The 17,637-nt window shown below is 38.9% G+C and carries 16 protein-coding genes; 7 read left to right on the top strand and 9 right to left on the bottom strand.

Annotation, left to right across the window (positions count from 1 at the left end):
- The first annotated feature begins 52 nt into the window (after positions 1–52).
- The gene (locus tag MP622_RS08240; protein ID WP_243793390.1) at positions 53–385 is read left to right on the top strand and encodes a hypothetical protein; all 333 of its coding nucleotides are present in this window, start codon (positions 53–55) and stop codon (positions 383–385) included.
- Positions 386–438: 53 nt separating this feature from the next.
- Here the strand turns inward: MP622_RS08240 and MP622_RS08235 are convergent, their stop codons facing one another.
- Positions 439–828, bottom strand: coding sequence for a DUF3144 domain-containing protein (locus MP622_RS08235; RefSeq protein ID WP_016167504.1), 390 nt, complete (start codon positions 826–828; stop codon positions 439–441).
- Between the two features lie 109 nt (positions 829–937).
- Here MP622_RS08235 and MP622_RS08230 point away from each other — a divergent pair, with 109 nt between their 5' ends.
- Positions 938–1,570 (top strand): hypothetical protein, encoded by a 633-nt coding sequence (locus tag MP622_RS08230; protein WP_243793389.1) that lies wholly within the window; start codon positions 938–940, stop codon positions 1,568–1,570.
- Between the two features lie 7 nt (positions 1,571–1,577).
- Here MP622_RS08230 and MP622_RS08225 read toward each other — a convergent pair whose 3' ends face one another.
- Complete coding sequence (locus tag MP622_RS08225; RefSeq protein ID WP_243793386.1) at positions 1,578–3,038, bottom strand: CHAD domain-containing protein; 1,461 nt, start codon at positions 3,036–3,038, stop codon at positions 1,578–1,580.
- A 168-nt stretch (positions 3,039–3,206) separates the two neighbouring features.
- Positions 3,207–4,670, bottom strand: coding sequence for a CYTH domain-containing protein (locus MP622_RS08220; RefSeq protein WP_243793384.1), 1,464 nt, complete (start codon positions 4,668–4,670; stop codon positions 3,207–3,209).
- Between the two features lie 368 nt (positions 4,671–5,038).
- Here MP622_RS08220 and MP622_RS08215 point away from each other — a divergent pair, with 368 nt between their 5' ends.
- Positions 5,039–5,422 (top strand): DUF962 domain-containing protein, encoded by a 384-nt coding sequence (locus MP622_RS08215; protein WP_151504314.1) that lies wholly within the window; start codon positions 5,039–5,041, stop codon positions 5,420–5,422.
- 506 nt (positions 5,423–5,928) lie between these two features.
- On the opposite strand, the gene gloB is transcribed toward MP622_RS08215, so the two are convergent.
- Both gloB and MP622_RS08205 read right to left on the bottom strand, forming a co-directional pair.
- Complete coding sequence (gene gloB / locus MP622_RS08210; protein WP_243793383.1) at positions 5,929–6,660, bottom strand: hydroxyacylglutathione hydrolase; 732 nt, start codon at positions 6,658–6,660, stop codon at positions 5,929–5,931.
- Between the two features lie 143 nt (positions 6,661–6,803).
- On the bottom strand, positions 6,804–8,234 hold the full coding sequence (locus tag MP622_RS08205; RefSeq protein ID WP_044739460.1) for a pyridoxal phosphate-dependent aminotransferase: 1,431 nt from the start codon (positions 8,232–8,234) through the stop codon (positions 6,804–6,806).
- A gap of 229 nt (positions 8,235–8,463) precedes the next feature.
- On the opposite strand from MP622_RS08205, the gene msrB reads away from it, so the two are divergent.
- Genes msrB through MP622_RS08185 form a run of 4 tightly spaced genes read left to right on the top strand, consistent with a single transcriptional unit; the run spans position 8,464 to position 10,908 of the window.
- Positions 8,464–8,883 carry a peptide-methionine (R)-S-oxide reductase MsrB gene (gene msrB / locus MP622_RS08200; protein WP_016167511.1) on the top strand — a complete coding sequence of 140 codons (420 nt, stop codon included), beginning with the start codon at positions 8,464–8,466 and terminating at the stop codon, positions 8,881–8,883.
- The gene (locus tag MP622_RS08195) at positions 8,880–9,362 is read left to right on the top strand and encodes a glutathione peroxidase (RefSeq protein ID WP_044739461.1); all 483 of its coding nucleotides are present in this window, start codon (positions 8,880–8,882) and stop codon (positions 9,360–9,362) included. The genes msrB and MP622_RS08195 overlap by 4 nt, the downstream gene beginning before the upstream one ends.
- A 5-nt stretch (positions 9,363–9,367) precedes the next feature.
- Positions 9,368–10,246 carry an AraC family transcriptional regulator gene (locus MP622_RS08190; protein ID WP_213064789.1) on the top strand — a complete coding sequence of 293 codons (879 nt, stop codon included), beginning with the start codon at positions 9,368–9,370 and terminating at the stop codon, positions 10,244–10,246.
- A gap of 47 nt (positions 10,247–10,293) precedes the next feature.
- Positions 10,294–10,908 (top strand): LysE family translocator, encoded by a 615-nt coding sequence (locus MP622_RS08185; protein WP_104440817.1) that lies wholly within the window; start codon positions 10,294–10,296, stop codon positions 10,906–10,908.
- Positions 10,909–11,233: 325 nt separating this feature from the next.
- Here the strand turns inward: MP622_RS08185 and MP622_RS08180 are convergent, their stop codons facing one another.
- From MP622_RS08180 to purT, 4 genes are all read right to left on the bottom strand, one after another.
- Positions 11,234–11,929 (bottom strand): alpha/beta hydrolase, encoded by a 696-nt coding sequence (locus tag MP622_RS08180; RefSeq protein ID WP_044739471.1) that lies wholly within the window; start codon positions 11,927–11,929, stop codon positions 11,234–11,236.
- A gap of 412 nt (positions 11,930–12,341) precedes the next feature.
- Positions 12,342–13,511, bottom strand: coding sequence for a succinyldiaminopimelate transaminase (dapC, locus tag MP622_RS08175; protein ID WP_243793381.1), 1,170 nt, complete (start codon positions 13,509–13,511; stop codon positions 12,342–12,344).
- 25 nt (positions 13,512–13,536) lie between these two features.
- Complete coding sequence (glnD, locus tag MP622_RS08170; RefSeq protein ID WP_243793379.1) at positions 13,537–16,203, bottom strand: [protein-PII] uridylyltransferase; 2,667 nt, start codon at positions 16,201–16,203, stop codon at positions 13,537–13,539.
- 26 nt (positions 16,204–16,229) lie between these two features.
- The gene (gene purT, locus MP622_RS08165) at positions 16,230–17,444 is read right to left on the bottom strand and encodes a formate-dependent phosphoribosylglycinamide formyltransferase (RefSeq protein WP_171284944.1); all 1,215 of its coding nucleotides are present in this window, start codon (positions 17,442–17,444) and stop codon (positions 16,230–16,232) included.
- Positions 17,445–17,637: the final 193 nt, after the last annotated feature.

The following is a 17,637-nucleotide window of genomic DNA, read 5'->3' as shown; positions in this document are numbered from 1 at the left end:
AGTTAAACAGATGATAAAAAACTTTATATAAATTTTTAATAATGAAAACATCATGTTAATTGAGTCTATCTATATGAAGAAAATTCTAAAAATTTCTGGTTATCTTCTTTTTGTATTTGTCATCGGTACTTCATATGCTACAGCAGCAACTGAAACGCGTACCATCCGTACTGAAAATGGGCAATTGGTATCTCTTGGTGATAGCTATATTCAACTGGTACAGAATATGCAGCAATCGCCAATCTCGGTGCGAAATTACGAGTGGAAAGAAGGTAGAAAGCAGCTTACTACATCGAACCCTGTGTATTTGGTGGGGAATGCTTATTACACTGTTACCATTATCGATAACGTTATTAAAAAGATCGTGTGGGATCGTAAAATTTAAGTCATAAAAAAGCCCTGAGTCTAAACTGAGGGCTTTTTTATTACACCATTAAATTAATGGTCATGATCATGCTTGTTGGCATGGAATTCTTCATTATGACGGAAACGTAAATAATTTTCGAACTGTTCACAGTATTCGTCATAGTTATCTTCCAGCATCATTTGGAATTGCTGAAGGATATAAGACATCACTTGCTCTTTGGCATCACGCATTTCGTTGCCATCTTTGAAATTATTGGCTGCAACCCAAGTATTAAAACGTGCTGTTGCAAACAGCATAGAAGCACTGACTTGACCACGAATTTCAGTGGGCTTGACTTGTTGTCCTTTGGCTGGGCGACAAAATTCATTGGCATGTTTAATAAATTCATCTGCACGTTCAAAAAAAGCAGCATTCAAAGCTTCTTCTTCGGTAACATCGGTAGCGTCAATCTTTTGAACCATGACTGTTCCTAGCTAAAATTTCATTCTGCATTATAGGCAAAGCCTTGCAGAAACAAAACCTTTGACTTAATCTAAAAATAGCCTAAGCATTATAAAAATGGAACACGTTATGTCAGATGCTATTGCAATTCAAAATCTTAAACATGATATTGCACTTTTGCGCCAACAAATTTGGCCACCACAAACTTTGGCAAATGTCGAAGGATTACCCATTTATTATGGTTCGAAAGAAGATGTCGCACACTATTATCAGCAATGGCAAGATTTAATCGAGCGTGCACAACTGTTGAGCCAACCCTTTTTAAATGATGAAATGGTCGATGCCATTCATTTACCCAGTCATCTGAATTTACCGTTGTTTTATTTTCATGTAGATCGGATTCGAATTAATAAAACACGAGCTAAAGAGTCGAAGACTTTCAGGGGGATCGCCAGTTTATTAGATAAATGTGGAGAATATTCCGCAGAGCAGGTTGCAGCGATGCAAGCCTGGTTAAATAGTGATGATCAGGCAGCACTGGTCGCACACCGAGAATTCATTGACCTTAGAACTTATGTGTTTCAGCATGGGCAAAGTGAATATACGCGTACCCGATTTTATGTGAATGGTATTGTGTTAAGTACTGAAGAACATTTTAAGTTGGTGGATGCACGCGATAAGCCACGTAAGCAACGCAGTGATAGCTATAGTGATCCACTGGCGGATAACAAAGTATGGAAAGTCTTTGGAAAATACCGCTAAGTTGTTCTCAAGACCAGAACGGTTTAATTTTCTTGAAGGCTTTGAGTTGCTTGTCGATGTGTTTGAGTTGTTGCTTTTCCTGTTGATTGAGCCAGTCTATCGCACAGTGAATTTCTTCATTTTCAGGCAGTTCATGGAAGAATTGCTCAGCAACCAAAAGATCGTTGTATTGCCCCAAAAGCTCTTGAATCGGTTTAATTGCTTTGAGGTAATCTTTCACTGCTTTATTGCTGTATAGGCTACGCACAAACTCAATGTTGTAACGTAAATGTTTGAAGCATTTACGGAGTTTGTGCTTTTCTTCATCTTCTAGTTGTGAAAAATGACCAATGTCATCTGCAATGCGTTGATGGGTTTTCTTTAAGTTTTTCTCAGCATATTTTAAAAACGGTTTTTTCTTTTTATTTTTGGGACTCAGTTCTGAAGTCATATAGTCCATTAGTTCTAATATTAATTGATTGGTTTCGGTGGACTGGAAAATCCACATCACCTGATTGTGATAACTCTCGGCAGTTGGAATTTCTAAGTGTGAACAGCCCGCTTGCTGTAACTGGGGCAGAAGGGTTTCACGAATGGCATCGGTATCACGCGCATTGCCTAAAGATTGAAATATGATACGGAGCTGAGCTGCCCAGTATGGAGGAATGTCATGAACCAAGTTGGCATAACTTTTTAAAGCACTACGCATACGCCGTATCGCCACACGTGCCTGATGTATATGTTCGCTGTTGTAAAAGCCACTAGCAAGGGCAGTCGCATTTGGCAAGAGATGCTTAAAGGTATTATTTAAGATAGCATGTACAGCGGCATTTGGTGTCATGGCTTGATCTAAAACGACAGGCTTCGCATATTGTGGCAGTAACATATCCTGTTGTTGTAGATATAAATCCCCTCGTTGTGATTTACTTCGTGTGTCTAGCCAAAGTTGATATTTATTCATCCATGGCTCTATGCAGCGAATTAAGTCATGAATGGAACCTTGTACCAGTTCAAACTCAATTTCAAATATTCTTAATTTTTCTTGTTGAAAGACCAAGTGTCCAATGTCGAGGCAAACTTCAATTTCAGACTGATTAAACAGCAGAATTTTTGATATCCGTTCAACATCGGTAGAAAATTTGATTTTAAAATTTTGTGATGCATCTTCAGTGGTGAAAAGAGCAGGTAGTTCGTCTATATGATCCTGGTACAGGGCTAAATTGAGTTTAGGCTGTTTTTTCTTACCAAGGTCAGATTCAAATTCAAAACGCTCGATATGTTGCTCGGTTTTGTATTTTAAGGTTTGAATCCAGTGTCCTTGTTCTAAGCGTAATCGCAGGGCAATCGACTGTTGCGCCAATTGAAAATCTGGAGTGTCGTAGTAGTGGGCGAGTAGGCGTTGCTTATATACCTTAGAGGCACAGAAGTCTTGATAAATCATGTCCTGAAAAGCATCTGGAATCTGAAATTTGAGTTCAATTTCTGACATGTTCTAGCCCTCGCACTGGAGTTTTTAAAATTATTTTAATGGCGCTAAATTTATATCTTGGCTAAAGTGACTGAAGAAGTCCAGTAAAAATATAATTTGTCTATTTTTAGAAGTAGAAATGAAGTACATCCACAAGCTTTGCCCGTGGATGTTGGTCTGTCTAATGGCTTAGAATTTAAGGAACTTACGACTCACCATAAATTGTTCAGTCGCATCTAAAAGCGCTTGAGCATACACTTCTTGTTTGGCGGTTAACCAACCTAAAACAAACCAGTCACTTGCCTCTAATTCGGTTTGCTGTATATAGGCAGCAGATGAACTGAGCGTCAAGTATTCTTCAGCAGCTTGGTGCGCTTCATTTAATGCCTTGCTATATTTTTGCAGGTTTTTCACATCATAAATTGAAGTAAGAATTGGGAAGCTGAATTTGAGTTCGCGAATGCGTTGAGAGAGCTGTTCTAAGCTTTCAAAATTGGTTACATCGGTTTCTGAAAGTTGCTCATGAATCTGTTTATATTGCTGTTGCAAGGTGTTCTGCGCATAGCCTTTTAAATCTAGTTCTTGCGTGGCAGTACTGCTTTGTAAGCTAAACATTAATAGCTCTAAAAAGTGATGTACATTCAGTGTTGAGCGCACTAAATTATTCAGCTTTTCTTGAGCATATAAAATATCTTTGGTTAGGCTTGCTGCTGTGGTTGGGTTTTGCAACAACGCTCCTAGGGTATTCTGCATGTGCTCAAGTTGTTGTAAGTTCTCAAAATGATGTTTAAATGCTGCCAATTGATAGGCCCATTTATCAGAAACATCCTTGCTCCACGTTTTAAATAAAGCTGAAGTTAAATAGAGATGATCCAACGCTACATAGGCTTGCTCAAGATGTTCCTTTTCTGCAACGCCTGCGGAGATGGCTGCAATATTTGGAAGTAGGTGCTGTAACTGTTGCGCGATGAGCGAGCGGACATTGCAGTCGGCACTGTCTTTTTTCACCAGTTGAAATGCTTTGGCTTGCTTGGCTGGGCTCACTGCTTGCTGAGTTGAAAGTAAATGACCCATTTCAGCTTTACTACGAACATCTAACCACAATTGGTATTTTTTTACCCATTCAAAACTAAAGGCAAGCAAAGACTGAATAGAACCTTGTTTGAGTTCAAACTCAACTTCGTGAACTTCTCTTTCTTCAGTTTCAGTGGCTAAGCGGCCAATATCGAGGCTGACTTCAATTTCTGCCTCTTCGAAGTGAATCACACGATAAGTGCGCTGAATATCAGACTCAAATTGTAATTTTAATGAAGCAAACTGATCACCCAAAGCATTTTGCAAAATGGCTAATGCTTCAGATTCATCTTGATAAATCGTTAAATCTAAAGCAGGAGCATGTTCAGAAATACCAAAATCATGATTATGTTCAAAGCGGTGCAAATGGCTTTTTCCGGCTGCTTTTAAGGTTTGAACCCAATGCTCACCTTCAAGGCGTAAGCGTAGGGCAACACCATGTTGTGAAAGTAATTTATCTGGCGTGTCAAAGTATTTGGCTTTCAGATGAATCAAATTTGATTTTTTGGGGTCTAAGGCTTTAAGGAGCATTGTTCTTTTTGCTGTAGGAATTTGAAATTTTAATTCAACTTCAATCATAAATTTGCCTTAGATTACGGTTCAAAAAAAGGGAGCAGCTTTTATTAAAAACTGGTGTGGCTCTTTGGTATTAAATTTTAGCTGAAAAATTCTATGCTGTACGCGTTGATGAGAGAAATTATCGGCAGTTAACTATGCCAAATGGAGGTAAAAAAATACTGCCATTAAAAATCCAAGGGTTATTACATTTTTAAATGTACAGACAGAAAGATTGTCGGATTTGTAATGAAATAGCAATGATAAAATGAGGTTTGCCAATTTTTCAGCAGGAACATGAGCAAAAAGTAATTGACCAATTGAATATTACGCCCAATGATATTGGTGCAAAATCAGAAAACATAATTCAAAACAATCAGGATGATTTGAATATGAATGCAAATGTTCAAGCAAATAGAAGTGTACAGCACCTTCAATCGCCGCAATTACCCATTCGAAATTATAATGAATTTTATCGTTTTTATTTAACCGAGCACCGTAATATCACCAGCAGACGCCTGCATGTGTTAGGAAGTGTCATCGGTGGATATTGGATAGCAAAAGCAATTCGCCATCGTAAACCTAAGTATGTTTTGTATGGTTTAGTGCCTGGTTATGCATGTGCATGGATTGGACACTTTGTCTATGAAAAGAATAAACCTGCGTCTTTCAAACAGCCATTTTACAGTTTTATCTCGGACTGGCGTATGTTGTCTGATATTGTGCGAGGCAACTTGAGTTTAAAGTGTCGTTCATTAGATAAAATTCCAAGTTAATTTTCATTCTTATTAAAGTGTATTTATCTAATAATATTTGATTGAAAATTTAATATAACTATATGTTATAAATTAGCTTTTAGTCTTATATGAAGTATATTTTTCAAATATTTTTAATAAAAATGGCTAGGATGTTTTATCCTTCTGATGTAGTATAAGTTTCGGATTTTTAGATAGTCTGGTATACCACTAAGACATTACAAGTTTCCAATGCCTAGAGTGACCTTTCTCTGGGCTTTTTTTATTTTGAATGTAAATAAAGTAACTCGATTAAAAAATTGAGGCTATACATTGAAAGACTCTCTAATTTTTTGCCCACATTGCCCGTGTGGTTAGTGCAAAAAATTAGAGAGTCATGTTTATTTTCAGTTATTGTTATAATTATTGAAAATAAACAAAATCTTTCGGTTTTATCGTTGTATTTTATTGCTTTTATGACTTTATTAAACCGTGATTTTGATACTTGCTCTATCCCCAGAACTAGGGATTTTTGTTAAATACAAAAATTAAAAGTTATCTTTTAATTCACGTAATTTTTGAAATTCTTCGACACTTTGTACTCTTAAAAAAGGATTGGTTTCGAGTTCAATGGCAATATTGCTGGGGAGTGTGGGTTGACCAAGCATGCGCAAGGCCTCAACTTGTTCAAAACGTTGTTGAATTTCTAGATTATCGGGTTCTACATGTAGCGCAAATTTAGCATTGGAGAGCGTATATTCATGAGTGCAATACACTTGAGTTTGTGGGGGTAATGCCGCCAAACGATTTAAGGAATGATACATTTGTTCAAATGTTCCCTCAAATACCCGACCACAGCCCATTGCAAATAAAGTATCCCCACAAAACACTAGATCTAAAGCATCACTAAAATAAACGATATGTCCTAAGGTGTGTCCTGGCACTGCAATCACATCTATACGAATATCATGAAAATTAAAATGCTCACCATCCGTAAGAGGGTGGGTAATAAACAGAATCTTGCTCAGCTCGTCTCTTGGGCCATAGACTGGAATGTTGCGATTGACCAATAGCGCTGCTACTCCGCCAATATGGTCTTTATGCCAATGCGTCAGCCAGATTTGCTTCAGGTGGAGTTGGTGTTCTTGACAATAATCCTCGACCAATTGTGCTTCGGTTGGGTCTACCGCAACCACTTCATGAGTTTCAGTGTGTTCAAGTAACCAAATATAGTTTTGTAATTGATTTTTTACATCAATGATATGGACTTGATAAGTCATGTCATGCGCTCGTTATCACTTGGCATCAAGTTTAGCATTGAATAGCTTAGGCTCACTATTTCAAGGTTGTAATTAATCAACTTTGGGAAACAGATAAAAGCAAAAAGCCGCATTAAAATGCGGCTTTTTTGTAAATATGCGACTTAACGCAATTTTGCTAAGAAACGACCTACTCGCGTGATGGCTTCACGAAGTTCATTTTCAGCAGGTAAGAATACAACACGGAAATGGTCTGGTGTTGGCCAGTTAAACCCTGTGCCCTGAACTAATAAGACTTTCTCTGCACGCAGTAAATCAAGCATGAGCTTTTCATCGTCCTGAATTGGGTATATCTCTGGATCAAGTTTAGGGAAGCAATACATTGCACCTTCAGGTTTGACACAAGAGACGCCAGGAATTTCATTTAACATTTCCCATGCAATATTGCGCTGTTCATATAAACGACCACCTGGGCGGATTAAATCATTAATCGATTGATAACCACCTAAGGCTGTTTGAATCGCATATTGTGCTTGATGGTTGGCACACAAACGCATAGATGCAAGCATATCCAAACCTTCGATATAATCAGTTGCGCGTGATTTATCGCCTGTAATGGCCATCCAGCCTGAACGATAACCTGCAATACGATAGGCTTTTGATAAACCGTTGAATGAAATACACAGTTGATCGCCTGCTAATGCTGCAACGGAAACATGTTCGATACCGTCATAAATAATTTTGTCGTAGATTTCATCTGCAAATAAAATCAGGTCGTACTTTTTCGCTAAAGCGACAATTTGCTCTAACACATGACGTGGATAGACAGCACCCGTTGGGTTATTTGGGTTAATAATCACGATACCACGGGTATTTGGCGTGATTTTACTTTCCATGTCAGCAATGTCTGGATACCAGAAATTTTCTTCATCACATTTGTAATGAATCGCTGTACCACCCGATAAGTTGACTGCTGCCGTCCAAAGTGGATAGTCAGGCATTGGAACCAGCATTTCATCGCCATCGTCCAATAAGCCTTGCATGGCCATAACGATGAGTTCAGAAACACCATTACCGATATAGACATCATTCACGTGCATATCGAAAATGCCTTTTTGCTGGTAATACTGGCAAATGGCTTTACGTGCGGGGAAAATCCCTTTCGAGTCGGTATAACCCACAGCATTTGGCAGGTTTAGGGCGACGTCGTTAATAATTTCTTGTGGGGCTTCAAAGCCGAATGGAGCAGGGTTGCCAATATTCAGCTTAATAATTTTATGACCTGCTTCTTCCATCTCGATGGCCGCTCGTAACACTGGTCCACGGATGTCGTAGCAAACATGCTCGAGCTTAGACGATTTTTTTATTTCGCGTGGAGTTTGGATAGTGTTCGGCATTTTGATGTTCTCGGAAAGAGTGGAGGTCACTTTTGCATAACGATATAAATAACTTTTAAATGTTTCAGTTGTTACCAAATCGAGATCATGTTCATCTCGGAGTAAAGCAACAATTTTTTCATGCGTATAACCCGCCTGTTGATATTGTTTAATCACAGGTAGTAGATGTTTAAAAATAACGCTCTTTTTCTGCGACATTTTTTAATCCTGAGTAAGCATGATCGCAAGAATAACACCAATTTTGCTCACAAAAAAGCATTAATGAAATAAAAATGCTTACCATAATTATTGCGTTTGCTTACTTTTTGCTTTTATTGGAATTATAAGTCTTTTGTAAATTGTTAACGAAAGACTAGAAATTTTAAGATGAATGACGTAAATATAAGATTATCTTTTTTGAAACAGCAAGATAGAAAGGGAAATAATCATGGGAAAACTCAGTAAAACAGACCGAGAATGGCAAAGAGAGTTATCACCAGAAGAATTCCGTATAACTCGACAAAAAGGAACAGAACCTGCTTTTACGGGAAAATACTGGAATAGCAAACAAGAAGGAACTTATGTGTGTCGTTGCTGTGGTACACCGTTATTTTCATCGACGACGAAATATGACAGCGGTTGTGGCTGGCCAAGTTTTTTTAAACCAATTGCTGGAGGAGCAATTGATGAATTACAAGATAACTCACATGGTATGGAAAGAACTGAAATAGTTTGTCATCATTGTGACGCACATTTAGGGCATGTTTTTGAGGATGGTCCGCAGCCGACAGGATTACGCTATTGCGTAAATTCGGCTTCATTAGAACTACAATCACAAGAAAAAAATGACGAGGAAACCTATCCATGACCAACATTTATCAGTTTGAAGCTGAGTTGCTAGATGGAAAAAATAAATCTTTTGCCGATTATGAGGGGAAGGTTTTATTAATTGTAAACACTGCCAGTAAGTGCGGGTTTACTCCACAATTTGCTGGCTTAGAAAAGTTATATGAAAAATATAAGTCTCAAGGGTTGGAAGTACTTGGCTTTCCATGTAATCAATTTGGTGGGCAAGACCCAGGCTCAAATGACCAAATTGGAGCTTTCTGCCAGAAAAACTATGGAGTGACTTTTCCAATGTTCTCCAAAGTGGATGTCAAAGGTCCTGAAGCTCACGCCATTTTTCGCTATCTCACCAATAACAGCAAAGGAATTTTAGGCAGCGGTATTAAATGGAACTTTACCAAGTTTTTAATTGGTAAAGATGGCACAGTATTAAACCGTTTTGCACCAACCACAAAACCAGAAGCTTTAGAGGAAGAAATCGAAAAGGCATTACAACAATAAATGTCATGTTGAATAGATTGCAGCCTTCCAATGATACCTCCAAAGCTCAGACTGAGTTTTGGAGTGACCCGAATATGCCTTATGTAGAAACACGTAAGGCATGTCATAGTCGCGCCTGTTATCATGCTCATAGTCATCCAACCTTTTCCATAGGTGCTGTAGATCTTGGGCAAAGTGTTTTCAGTAGTCGCTTTATAGGCACACAAGAAATTGAGTCAGGAACATTGGTTTTAATTCCTGCAAATGTTGAACACTCTTGTAATCCTGAACCTGATCAGGCGTGGAGTTATCAGATGATGCATCTGGATATGCTCTGGTTACGACAGTTACTACATGAAACTAAACAGGATTTTCGTTGTGACGCAGTTCCACAGTATAAACCTCAACTTTATCAATCAGAGCGATTGTATTCAGTTTTTTGTCATTTAAATCAAAACTTATTTGATTCTTCCATTTCATATTTGCAGAAAGAACAGTTGCTAATTCAGACCTTAACTGAGCTGTTATTTCCCAATTTGCACTTGGAATTGCTTACTGAAAATAGCTATGCGCAGCAGGAGTTCCAATTGCTAATTTCTAGGTTGAGTGGCAATGATGAGTTTTTATCCTTAAAGCAATTGTCTGAGCAAAGTGGTTTGAGTCGTTACGCGATTATTCGTTTATTTAAGTCGAATTTGGGTTTAACTCCACATGCCTATCAACTCAATTTAAAAATTAATCAAGCAAGAACGCTTTTAAGACAGGGTAAGGATATTATTGAGTTGAGTTATCAGTTGGGTTTTAGTGATCAGAGTCATTTTCAGCGTGTATTTAAACAGTTGACAGGGACCACGCCGAAGTTTTATCAAAAACAGCACCGTCGCGCAATTTTATACAATAATTAAATCTAAACACTGATTAGGCTTGTCTCAAAATTTAGTTGAGATGAGTTATGGAATTATTCTTTTTTATTGCAGTTACGCATTTTATGGCACTGCTTTCTCCCGGACCTGATTTTTTTCTCATATTAATTCATTCAATGCAGTACGGTTCGAAACTAGCCCGTTACACGGTATTAGGGATTGCAAGCGGGAATGCGCTCATATTATTGATGATCTTTATATTGTTATGGTGGTTAGGACAAATTCATCCCATATTATTGCAACTATTTCGTTACTTAGGCATCGCCTATTTACTGTATTTGGGATGGCAATGTTTACGTTATCGTGAAGCTGAGAAACAGTCTTTTGAAGATCATAATGAAATACAAATCAAATCATCAGGTGTTCTATGTTTTGTTCAAGGTTTGCAGTCCAGTCTACTTAATCCTAAAAATGTGATGTTTTATAGTAGTCTTATTTTATTGGTTTACAGTCAATTTAGTGTTAAACAACTGTCTTTGGTTTGCTTTTGGATGGTAAGTGTCGTTCTATTTTGGAATTTATTTTTGCTTAAATTGCTTAATTCTAGGAGTTGGAGTCAGTTTTTAAAAAGGAATACGAAGATATTGTATAGGTTTACAGGTTGTTGTTTTTGGGGGTTTGCTGTGGTTTTGATGGTGCTCTAATCCATCACAGAACCAGTCTATTTGATTTTGTAATGAATTGAGCTAACGGTTTGTCTTTTCTATCGCCTTTCAGATGAAGAAACCACTATAAATTTTCATATAACTTAATAAGGGTTCAGTTGATAAAAAAATTAGATAATCATAATTCAGTGGCACTTTGAAATGCCTCTGATGGTTTTAGCTGCTTATGGATCGGAAGTTTCTATGGTTAAATTCCTTCAATAACTCGTCAAAAGATATTCATTTTGATAAGTCCTGATCTTAACAGACTCAAATTAAATAGTTGGATAAGAGCGATTTTTGGCCACTATCAAATGTAAAGCTATTAACGAGTAAGAAATGTTGCAGCTTCATCAATTAAATCAGCAATTACTTTTGGTTGAGATGCAAGGGATGCATGGCTGGCATTTAAAGAAATGACTTTTTTTGCATTTAACCGTGCAGACATCATGGTTTGATTATCAGGATGGATCATACGGTCTTCGGTTGAAATTTGATACCAAGATGGTTTGGTTTTCCATGCTGGCGTTGAAATCGTATCGCCAAATGTACTGGCTACAGGTGCCTTCTGTGTGATGCTCATGACAAGGCCTTCATCATGAGTTAAATCCTGACAAAAATTTTCGTGATACTTATCGACTTTTACCCAAAGGTAACCGTCACTATCTGGCTCTAAATGAGGTGCACCTTCAGGTAAATGTTGTTGTGTAATACTGCCAGGACTCTCACCTGTATCTGGTGCAAAAGCTGCAATATATACTAACCCAACCACATTGGGGTGATTGCCTACTTCGGTAATGACAGCCCCACCATATGAGTGACCAACTAAAAGGACATCACCTTTTACTTGAGCAATCATTTTGCGTGTGCGTTCAACATCATCTGCTAAGGAAGTTAGAGGAAGTTCAACCGCACGTAATGCAGTATAACCTCGGTGAGATAAGTCAATGATGACCTTAGACCAATGGGCTGCGCCACCCCAAAATCCATGTACTAAAATAATTGTAGGCTTATTATTCATCTTTTATTTCCTAGTGTAAAAGGTCGTCTTATAGTTAAAGATATTATTCTGTGAACTTCAACTCGGTTTTAAATAAAATGACGGAATGCGGTTTTATTTTTGTAAGTACAATCGTTGGAGCACTTGCTAAAATAAATCCAATTTAACTATCAACAGATAGATTTGTCATTTTAATTACGAGTTATTGCCCTTGGTTTATGACATAGGTTGGTTAAAGTATTGCTGTTCAATAGACCAAAATGGAACAGAAAATGCTGTCTATAAAATGTGTGTATTTGAATATTTCTTAGAATTTTAAAACTTAGATCAATTTCAAGAAAAAGTGGGAGCACAAGTTCTTTATTATTATTTTTGCAAAATTTAACCAATAAAAAACCTCCTTATTGGAGGTTTTTTATTGGTTAAATGGGGGTTAGAGAATCTTCTTTAACCGTACGATGGCTTGTTCACATTGCGCAATATCAGCCACTAATGCCATACGCACGTGGTTTTCACCCGGATTACCCGTCGCAGTATCACGCGATAAATAACGACCTGGAAGCACTTTAATATGAGCCTTTTCCATCAGCATTTTGGCAAATGATTCATCATTATCTACTTTAAGCCAATAATAAAAGCCAGCATCAGGTTTCTGAAGTGGTAAAAGATGTCCCAATTCATTTTGAAATAAATCAAACTTGGCACGGTACTGCACGCGATTTTCCTCAACGTGTGCTTCATCATCCCATGCTGCAATAGAGGCCAACTGATGTTGAACAGGCATGGCTGCACCATGATAAGTGCGGTATTGCAAATAAGGTTTCAGCAAGGCTGCATCACCCGCAACAAAACCAGAACGCATACCCGGTAAGTTTGAACGTTTTGACAATGAATGGAACACGACACAGTTTTTATAGTCATCACGTCCAATTTCAGCACAAACTTCTAATAACCCTGTTGGTGCCTGATCAAACCATAGCTCTGAATAACATTCATCTGATGCAATCACAAAACCGTATTGGTCAGATAGTGCAATCAGCTTTTTAAATTGTTCTTTAGAAAGCACTGCACCTGTAGGATTGCCAGGGGTACAAACAAACAAGAGTGCCGTTTTTTCCCATACTTCAGCAGGAACTGCATCAAAATCGCCTAAATAGCCATTTTCTTCGGTACAGTTGATGAAGTAAGGCTCTGCACCTGCCAGTAAGGTTGCACCTTCATAGATTTGATAAAAAGGGTTCGGCATGACTACATAGGGTTTTTCATCCCGATTAATCAACGCTTGTACAAAAGAAAAAATCGCTTCACGGGTGCCCGAAACAGGTAGAATTTCCTGTTCAGGGTTAATCTGATTGAGATGAAAACGACGCGCTAACCAGTTGGCAATACTAAGACGTAATTCAGGTAAACCTTTGCTGTTCGGATAGGTCGACAGATGTTGGAAATTATTAATAATTGCCTGTTTCACAAACTCTGGTGCAGGATGCTTTGGTTCTCCAATTGACAGGGGGATCAAAGGTAAATCTGCGGGTTGTACATCCTTAAAAAGCTTATTTAACTTTTCAAATGGATACGGATGTAATAGGGATAAACTAGAGTTCATGAAACGAATACCCGAACGTTAAAAATTAATGTTGACCACAGACCTGATTAGAGGCTTCATCCAATGCGAGCTTCAGTTGATTGGCAAATAATACCGTTTCTTCTTCTGTCATTGGTAAGCCATCTTTTTTGGTGACAAAGAAAATATCTTCGGCACGTTCACCTAAGGTGGCAATTTTAGCAGAGTGAATGTCTAAACCCTGCATCATAAACAGACCACCAATTTTCGCAAGTAACCCAGGATGGTCAAGTGTTGAAATTTCCACCATGTTTTGTTGCAAGGCTTCGTTCAAGGTCACATCCACCGTATTTTCAATATCAAAATGGCGAAGCTGACGTGGAATTCGACGTTGCATTAAGCCAGGATATTTATCTGATTGACGTAAGGCAGATGTCAGAGAGTGAATCACGGTGGCTTCACGTTCTGGGTCGGTCAGTAGAGTACCGAAACGATCAAGTACCACATAGGTATCTAAACTAAACGCAGTGGTTGCAGTAATAATTCTTGCATCCTGAACATCCAGATTCATTCGGTCTAAAATGGCCACAGTGGTTGCGAATAAGTTGGGTTGATCGCGCGTATAAATAAAGATCTGCACGGCATCTTGTGCTGATTTACGATGTGCTCGCATTAATACCAGAGGTGCTGGATTTTCACCGTGTTCTAATATTGCACGGGTATGCCAAGCAATTTCATCAGCAGACTCTTTAATGAAATATTCATCGCCGAGTTCTTGCCAGACTTTTTCTACATCAGTCAAAGAGAAATCATTCACTAACATTTCACTGGCTGCAAATTTGGTGTCCTCAATCAGCATTTGATAGTCCACAGGACGACCAAGACCAGTACGAATAATGTCACGGGCATGGGTATACAGTTGACGCATGAGTGATGCACGCCATGAGTTCCATAATTTTGGATTAGTCGCATTAATATCAGCCACAGTGAGGGTATAGAGATAGTCTAAATGCTCCATATCCCCCAGTTTTTCCGCAAAATCTTTGACTACATCTGGGTCAGAAATGTCTTTTTTCTGTGCCGTCAGTGACATGAGTAAGTGATTGTGAATCAACCATGCCACCAGTTTGCATTCCCGTTCGGTAAAGCCATGCACGCGGCAGAATTCTATTGCATCTTCCGCACCAAGTTCACTGTGGTCACCGCCACGTCCTTTGGCTATGTCGTGGAATAAGGCAGCTAAAAACACAATGTCACGTCGTGCTAAGCGTTGGAAGACTGAACTGACCACTGGGAAATCTTTGGCAAATTCCGGCTCTTTAAAGCGGTTTAAATTGCGTAACAATAGGAGCGTATGCGCATCGACAGTATAAATATGAAACAAGTCATATTGCATAAGTCCCATAATTTGTCCGAAAGCAGGAATATAATTGCCTAAAACGCCGTAACGTTTCATTGCAACCATGGTGTCGTATAAACGGTAAGGTGAACGAATAATCGCCATAAACAAGGCTTGATGTTCTGGATTATCCCGATAGGCTTGATCAATGCGTTTGGCGGCTAAAATCAATAAACGTAAGGTGCGTGCGCGAATGCCTTCGATTTCTGGACGGTTCGCGAGTAAATAGAATAATTCTAAAATTGCACTTGGATTTTCTGCGAAAATTTTATGGTGTTGAACTGCTAACTTACCATCGACCAGTTTGAAGTTGTCATTAATTTCCACAATCTGACGTTCATATTGTGGCAGTCGAGGGGTGATGACTGATTCACTAAAATATGCCAATAACATTTCATTCAGGGTAGAAACCTGCTGCGCAGTACGGTAGTAGCGCTTCATGAACTGTTCAATTGGATAATTAGGTGATTTGTCTTCTTCACGCACATAGCCAAACATAGCGGCAATGTCACGTTGATAGTCAAATAATAAACGGTTTTCATCACGTTTGGTTAGGCGGTGTAAGTGATGGCGAATTTCCCATAAGAAACTCTCGGCTTCTTCGAGCACACCCAGTTCAAATTCGGAAATAAAGCCCAAATGGACTAAATCATAAATACGATTGACCCTAAAGTGGCGCTTTGCAATCCAGCCAATTTGGTTGATATCTCGGATACCGCCTGGAGCATTTTTAATATCAGGTTCTAAATTGCTTTCGGTATTGTTGTGCTGCGCATAGCGACGGTGTTGCTCTTCCATCTTTGCATCAAAGAAGGTTTTATCTGTCCATGTTTGTGAAACGATACGACGCGGCCAACGCGCGAGATGTTCATAGCCGATAATTAGTCGTGCTTCAATTAGGGTAGTGGCAACAGTGAGATCATTGGTAGCTTCTTCGACACATTGGCGAATACTGCGCACACTGATGCCTGGTTTAAAATTGCCAACATCCCAAAGTGAAGAAATAAAAATAGAAATCAGTTTTTCTTGATCTGCGGTAATTTCATCTTCCGACAAGATCATGATATCGACATCTGAGTACGGCAGCATTTCACGGCGACCATAGCCGCCCACTGCAAATAGACCGAGTTTGGTTTGATCTAATTCGGCATGTTGCCAGAGAAATTGTAACGCTTCATCAATTAGATGAGATCGCGCTAAAATGACATCACGAATGGACTGTCCATGTTCAAAACTTTCCTGTAATTGTTTTTCTACATCGGTACGCCATTGGTTAATTGCTTGAATATCATGGTTACTTTTGACGTAATTCAACAATGGTAAAGTATTGATCATGAACAGTGGTCCGTAATATGTATAAGTTAGTTCTGATTCACAATGACTTGATCCGCAGCGTGTTGTGCCAACTCACGTGCTTGATCCGTAGTTTCAGCACGTGCAGTAGCAACACCCATACGACGGCGTTTAAAGCCTTCAGGTTTTCCGAACAGGCGTAAATCAGTATTTGGATTTGCCAAAGCAAGATTTAAGCCAGAGAAGGAAAGATTGGTATCATCCACACCCGCGTAAATGACAGCACTTGCAGCAATACTGTGGCGAGTTGTATTGACAGGCAAGCCTAAAATGGCGCGAGCATGTAATTCAAATTCGCTTTGATATTGGGAGGCTAAAGTCACAAGACCTGTATCGTGTGGACGTGGTGAAACTTCACTAAACCATACTTTGTCACCTTTGACAAACAATTCCACGCCAAAAATACCACAACCGCCTAAAGCAGTTGTGACTTTGTGAGAAATTCGTTTAGCTTCTTCCAATGCCACGGCTGTCATGGCTTGGGGTTGCCAGCTTTCTACATAGTCGCCTGAATCTTGACGATGACCAATTGGGTCGCAGTATTGGGTTTCGATTTCACCTGTTTCGGCATTTTTGGCGCGAACAGTAAGAAGGGTAATTTCAAAATCAAAATCAATTTGCGATTCAACAATCACTTTACCCTGATTCACACGACCGCCCGTTTGTGCATATTCCCAAGCTGCATCAACTTCGGCAAAGCTTTTTACGCGTGATTGACCTTTGCCTGAAGAAGACATTACAGGTTTTACAAAGTTTGGATAACCAATGTCATCGCAAGCAGCACGGAAAGATTCGAGAGAATCGGCAAAACGGTAAGCAGAGGTGGGTAAGCCAAGTTCTTCTGCCGCCAAACGACGGATGCCTTCACGGTTCATGGTGAGGTTTACGGCTTTTGCAGAAGGAATGATCGTTGCAGTTTGGCTTGCTTCAATTTCAACCAGAACTTCAGTTGCAATCGCTTCAATTTCAGGAACAATAAGGTGAGGTTTTACTTGTGCAATCAGTTGTTTTAATTCTTCAGGATTTGCCATATTTAAGGTGTATTGATAATGCGCAACTTGCATGGCAGGAGCATGGTCGTATCGGTCAGCAGCGTGTACTTCGACACCCAAACGTTGCAGTGAAATCACCACTTCTTTTCCGAGTTCACCTGACCCTAACAGTAGAACTTTAAATGCAGAAGATTGAAGGGGAGTACCAATAGTCACGCTCATGTGATTCATCCTTGCGTAAATGGGGTTTTAGCATAGCAGAACTCAGCGTAGTGTTCAGGTATGATTCACATAAAATGATAAGATTGTCGAACAATTTCTTTTAAGTTTACGCTGATTAGAATCTTAAGTTATAAAAGGAAAATATGATTACTTTCATAAAGTAAGTTTATTTTATATTTTTAGTTGATCACCTGAAAATTAC

The sequence above is a fragment of the Acinetobacter sp. PK01 genome (assembly GCF_022819285.1).
Classification (GTDB): Bacteria; Pseudomonadota; Gammaproteobacteria; order Pseudomonadales; family Moraxellaceae; genus Acinetobacter; species Acinetobacter tandoii.
The sequence above is the reverse complement of the archived record's forward strand: the minus strand, read 5'-3'. Positions and strand labels throughout refer to the sequence as shown.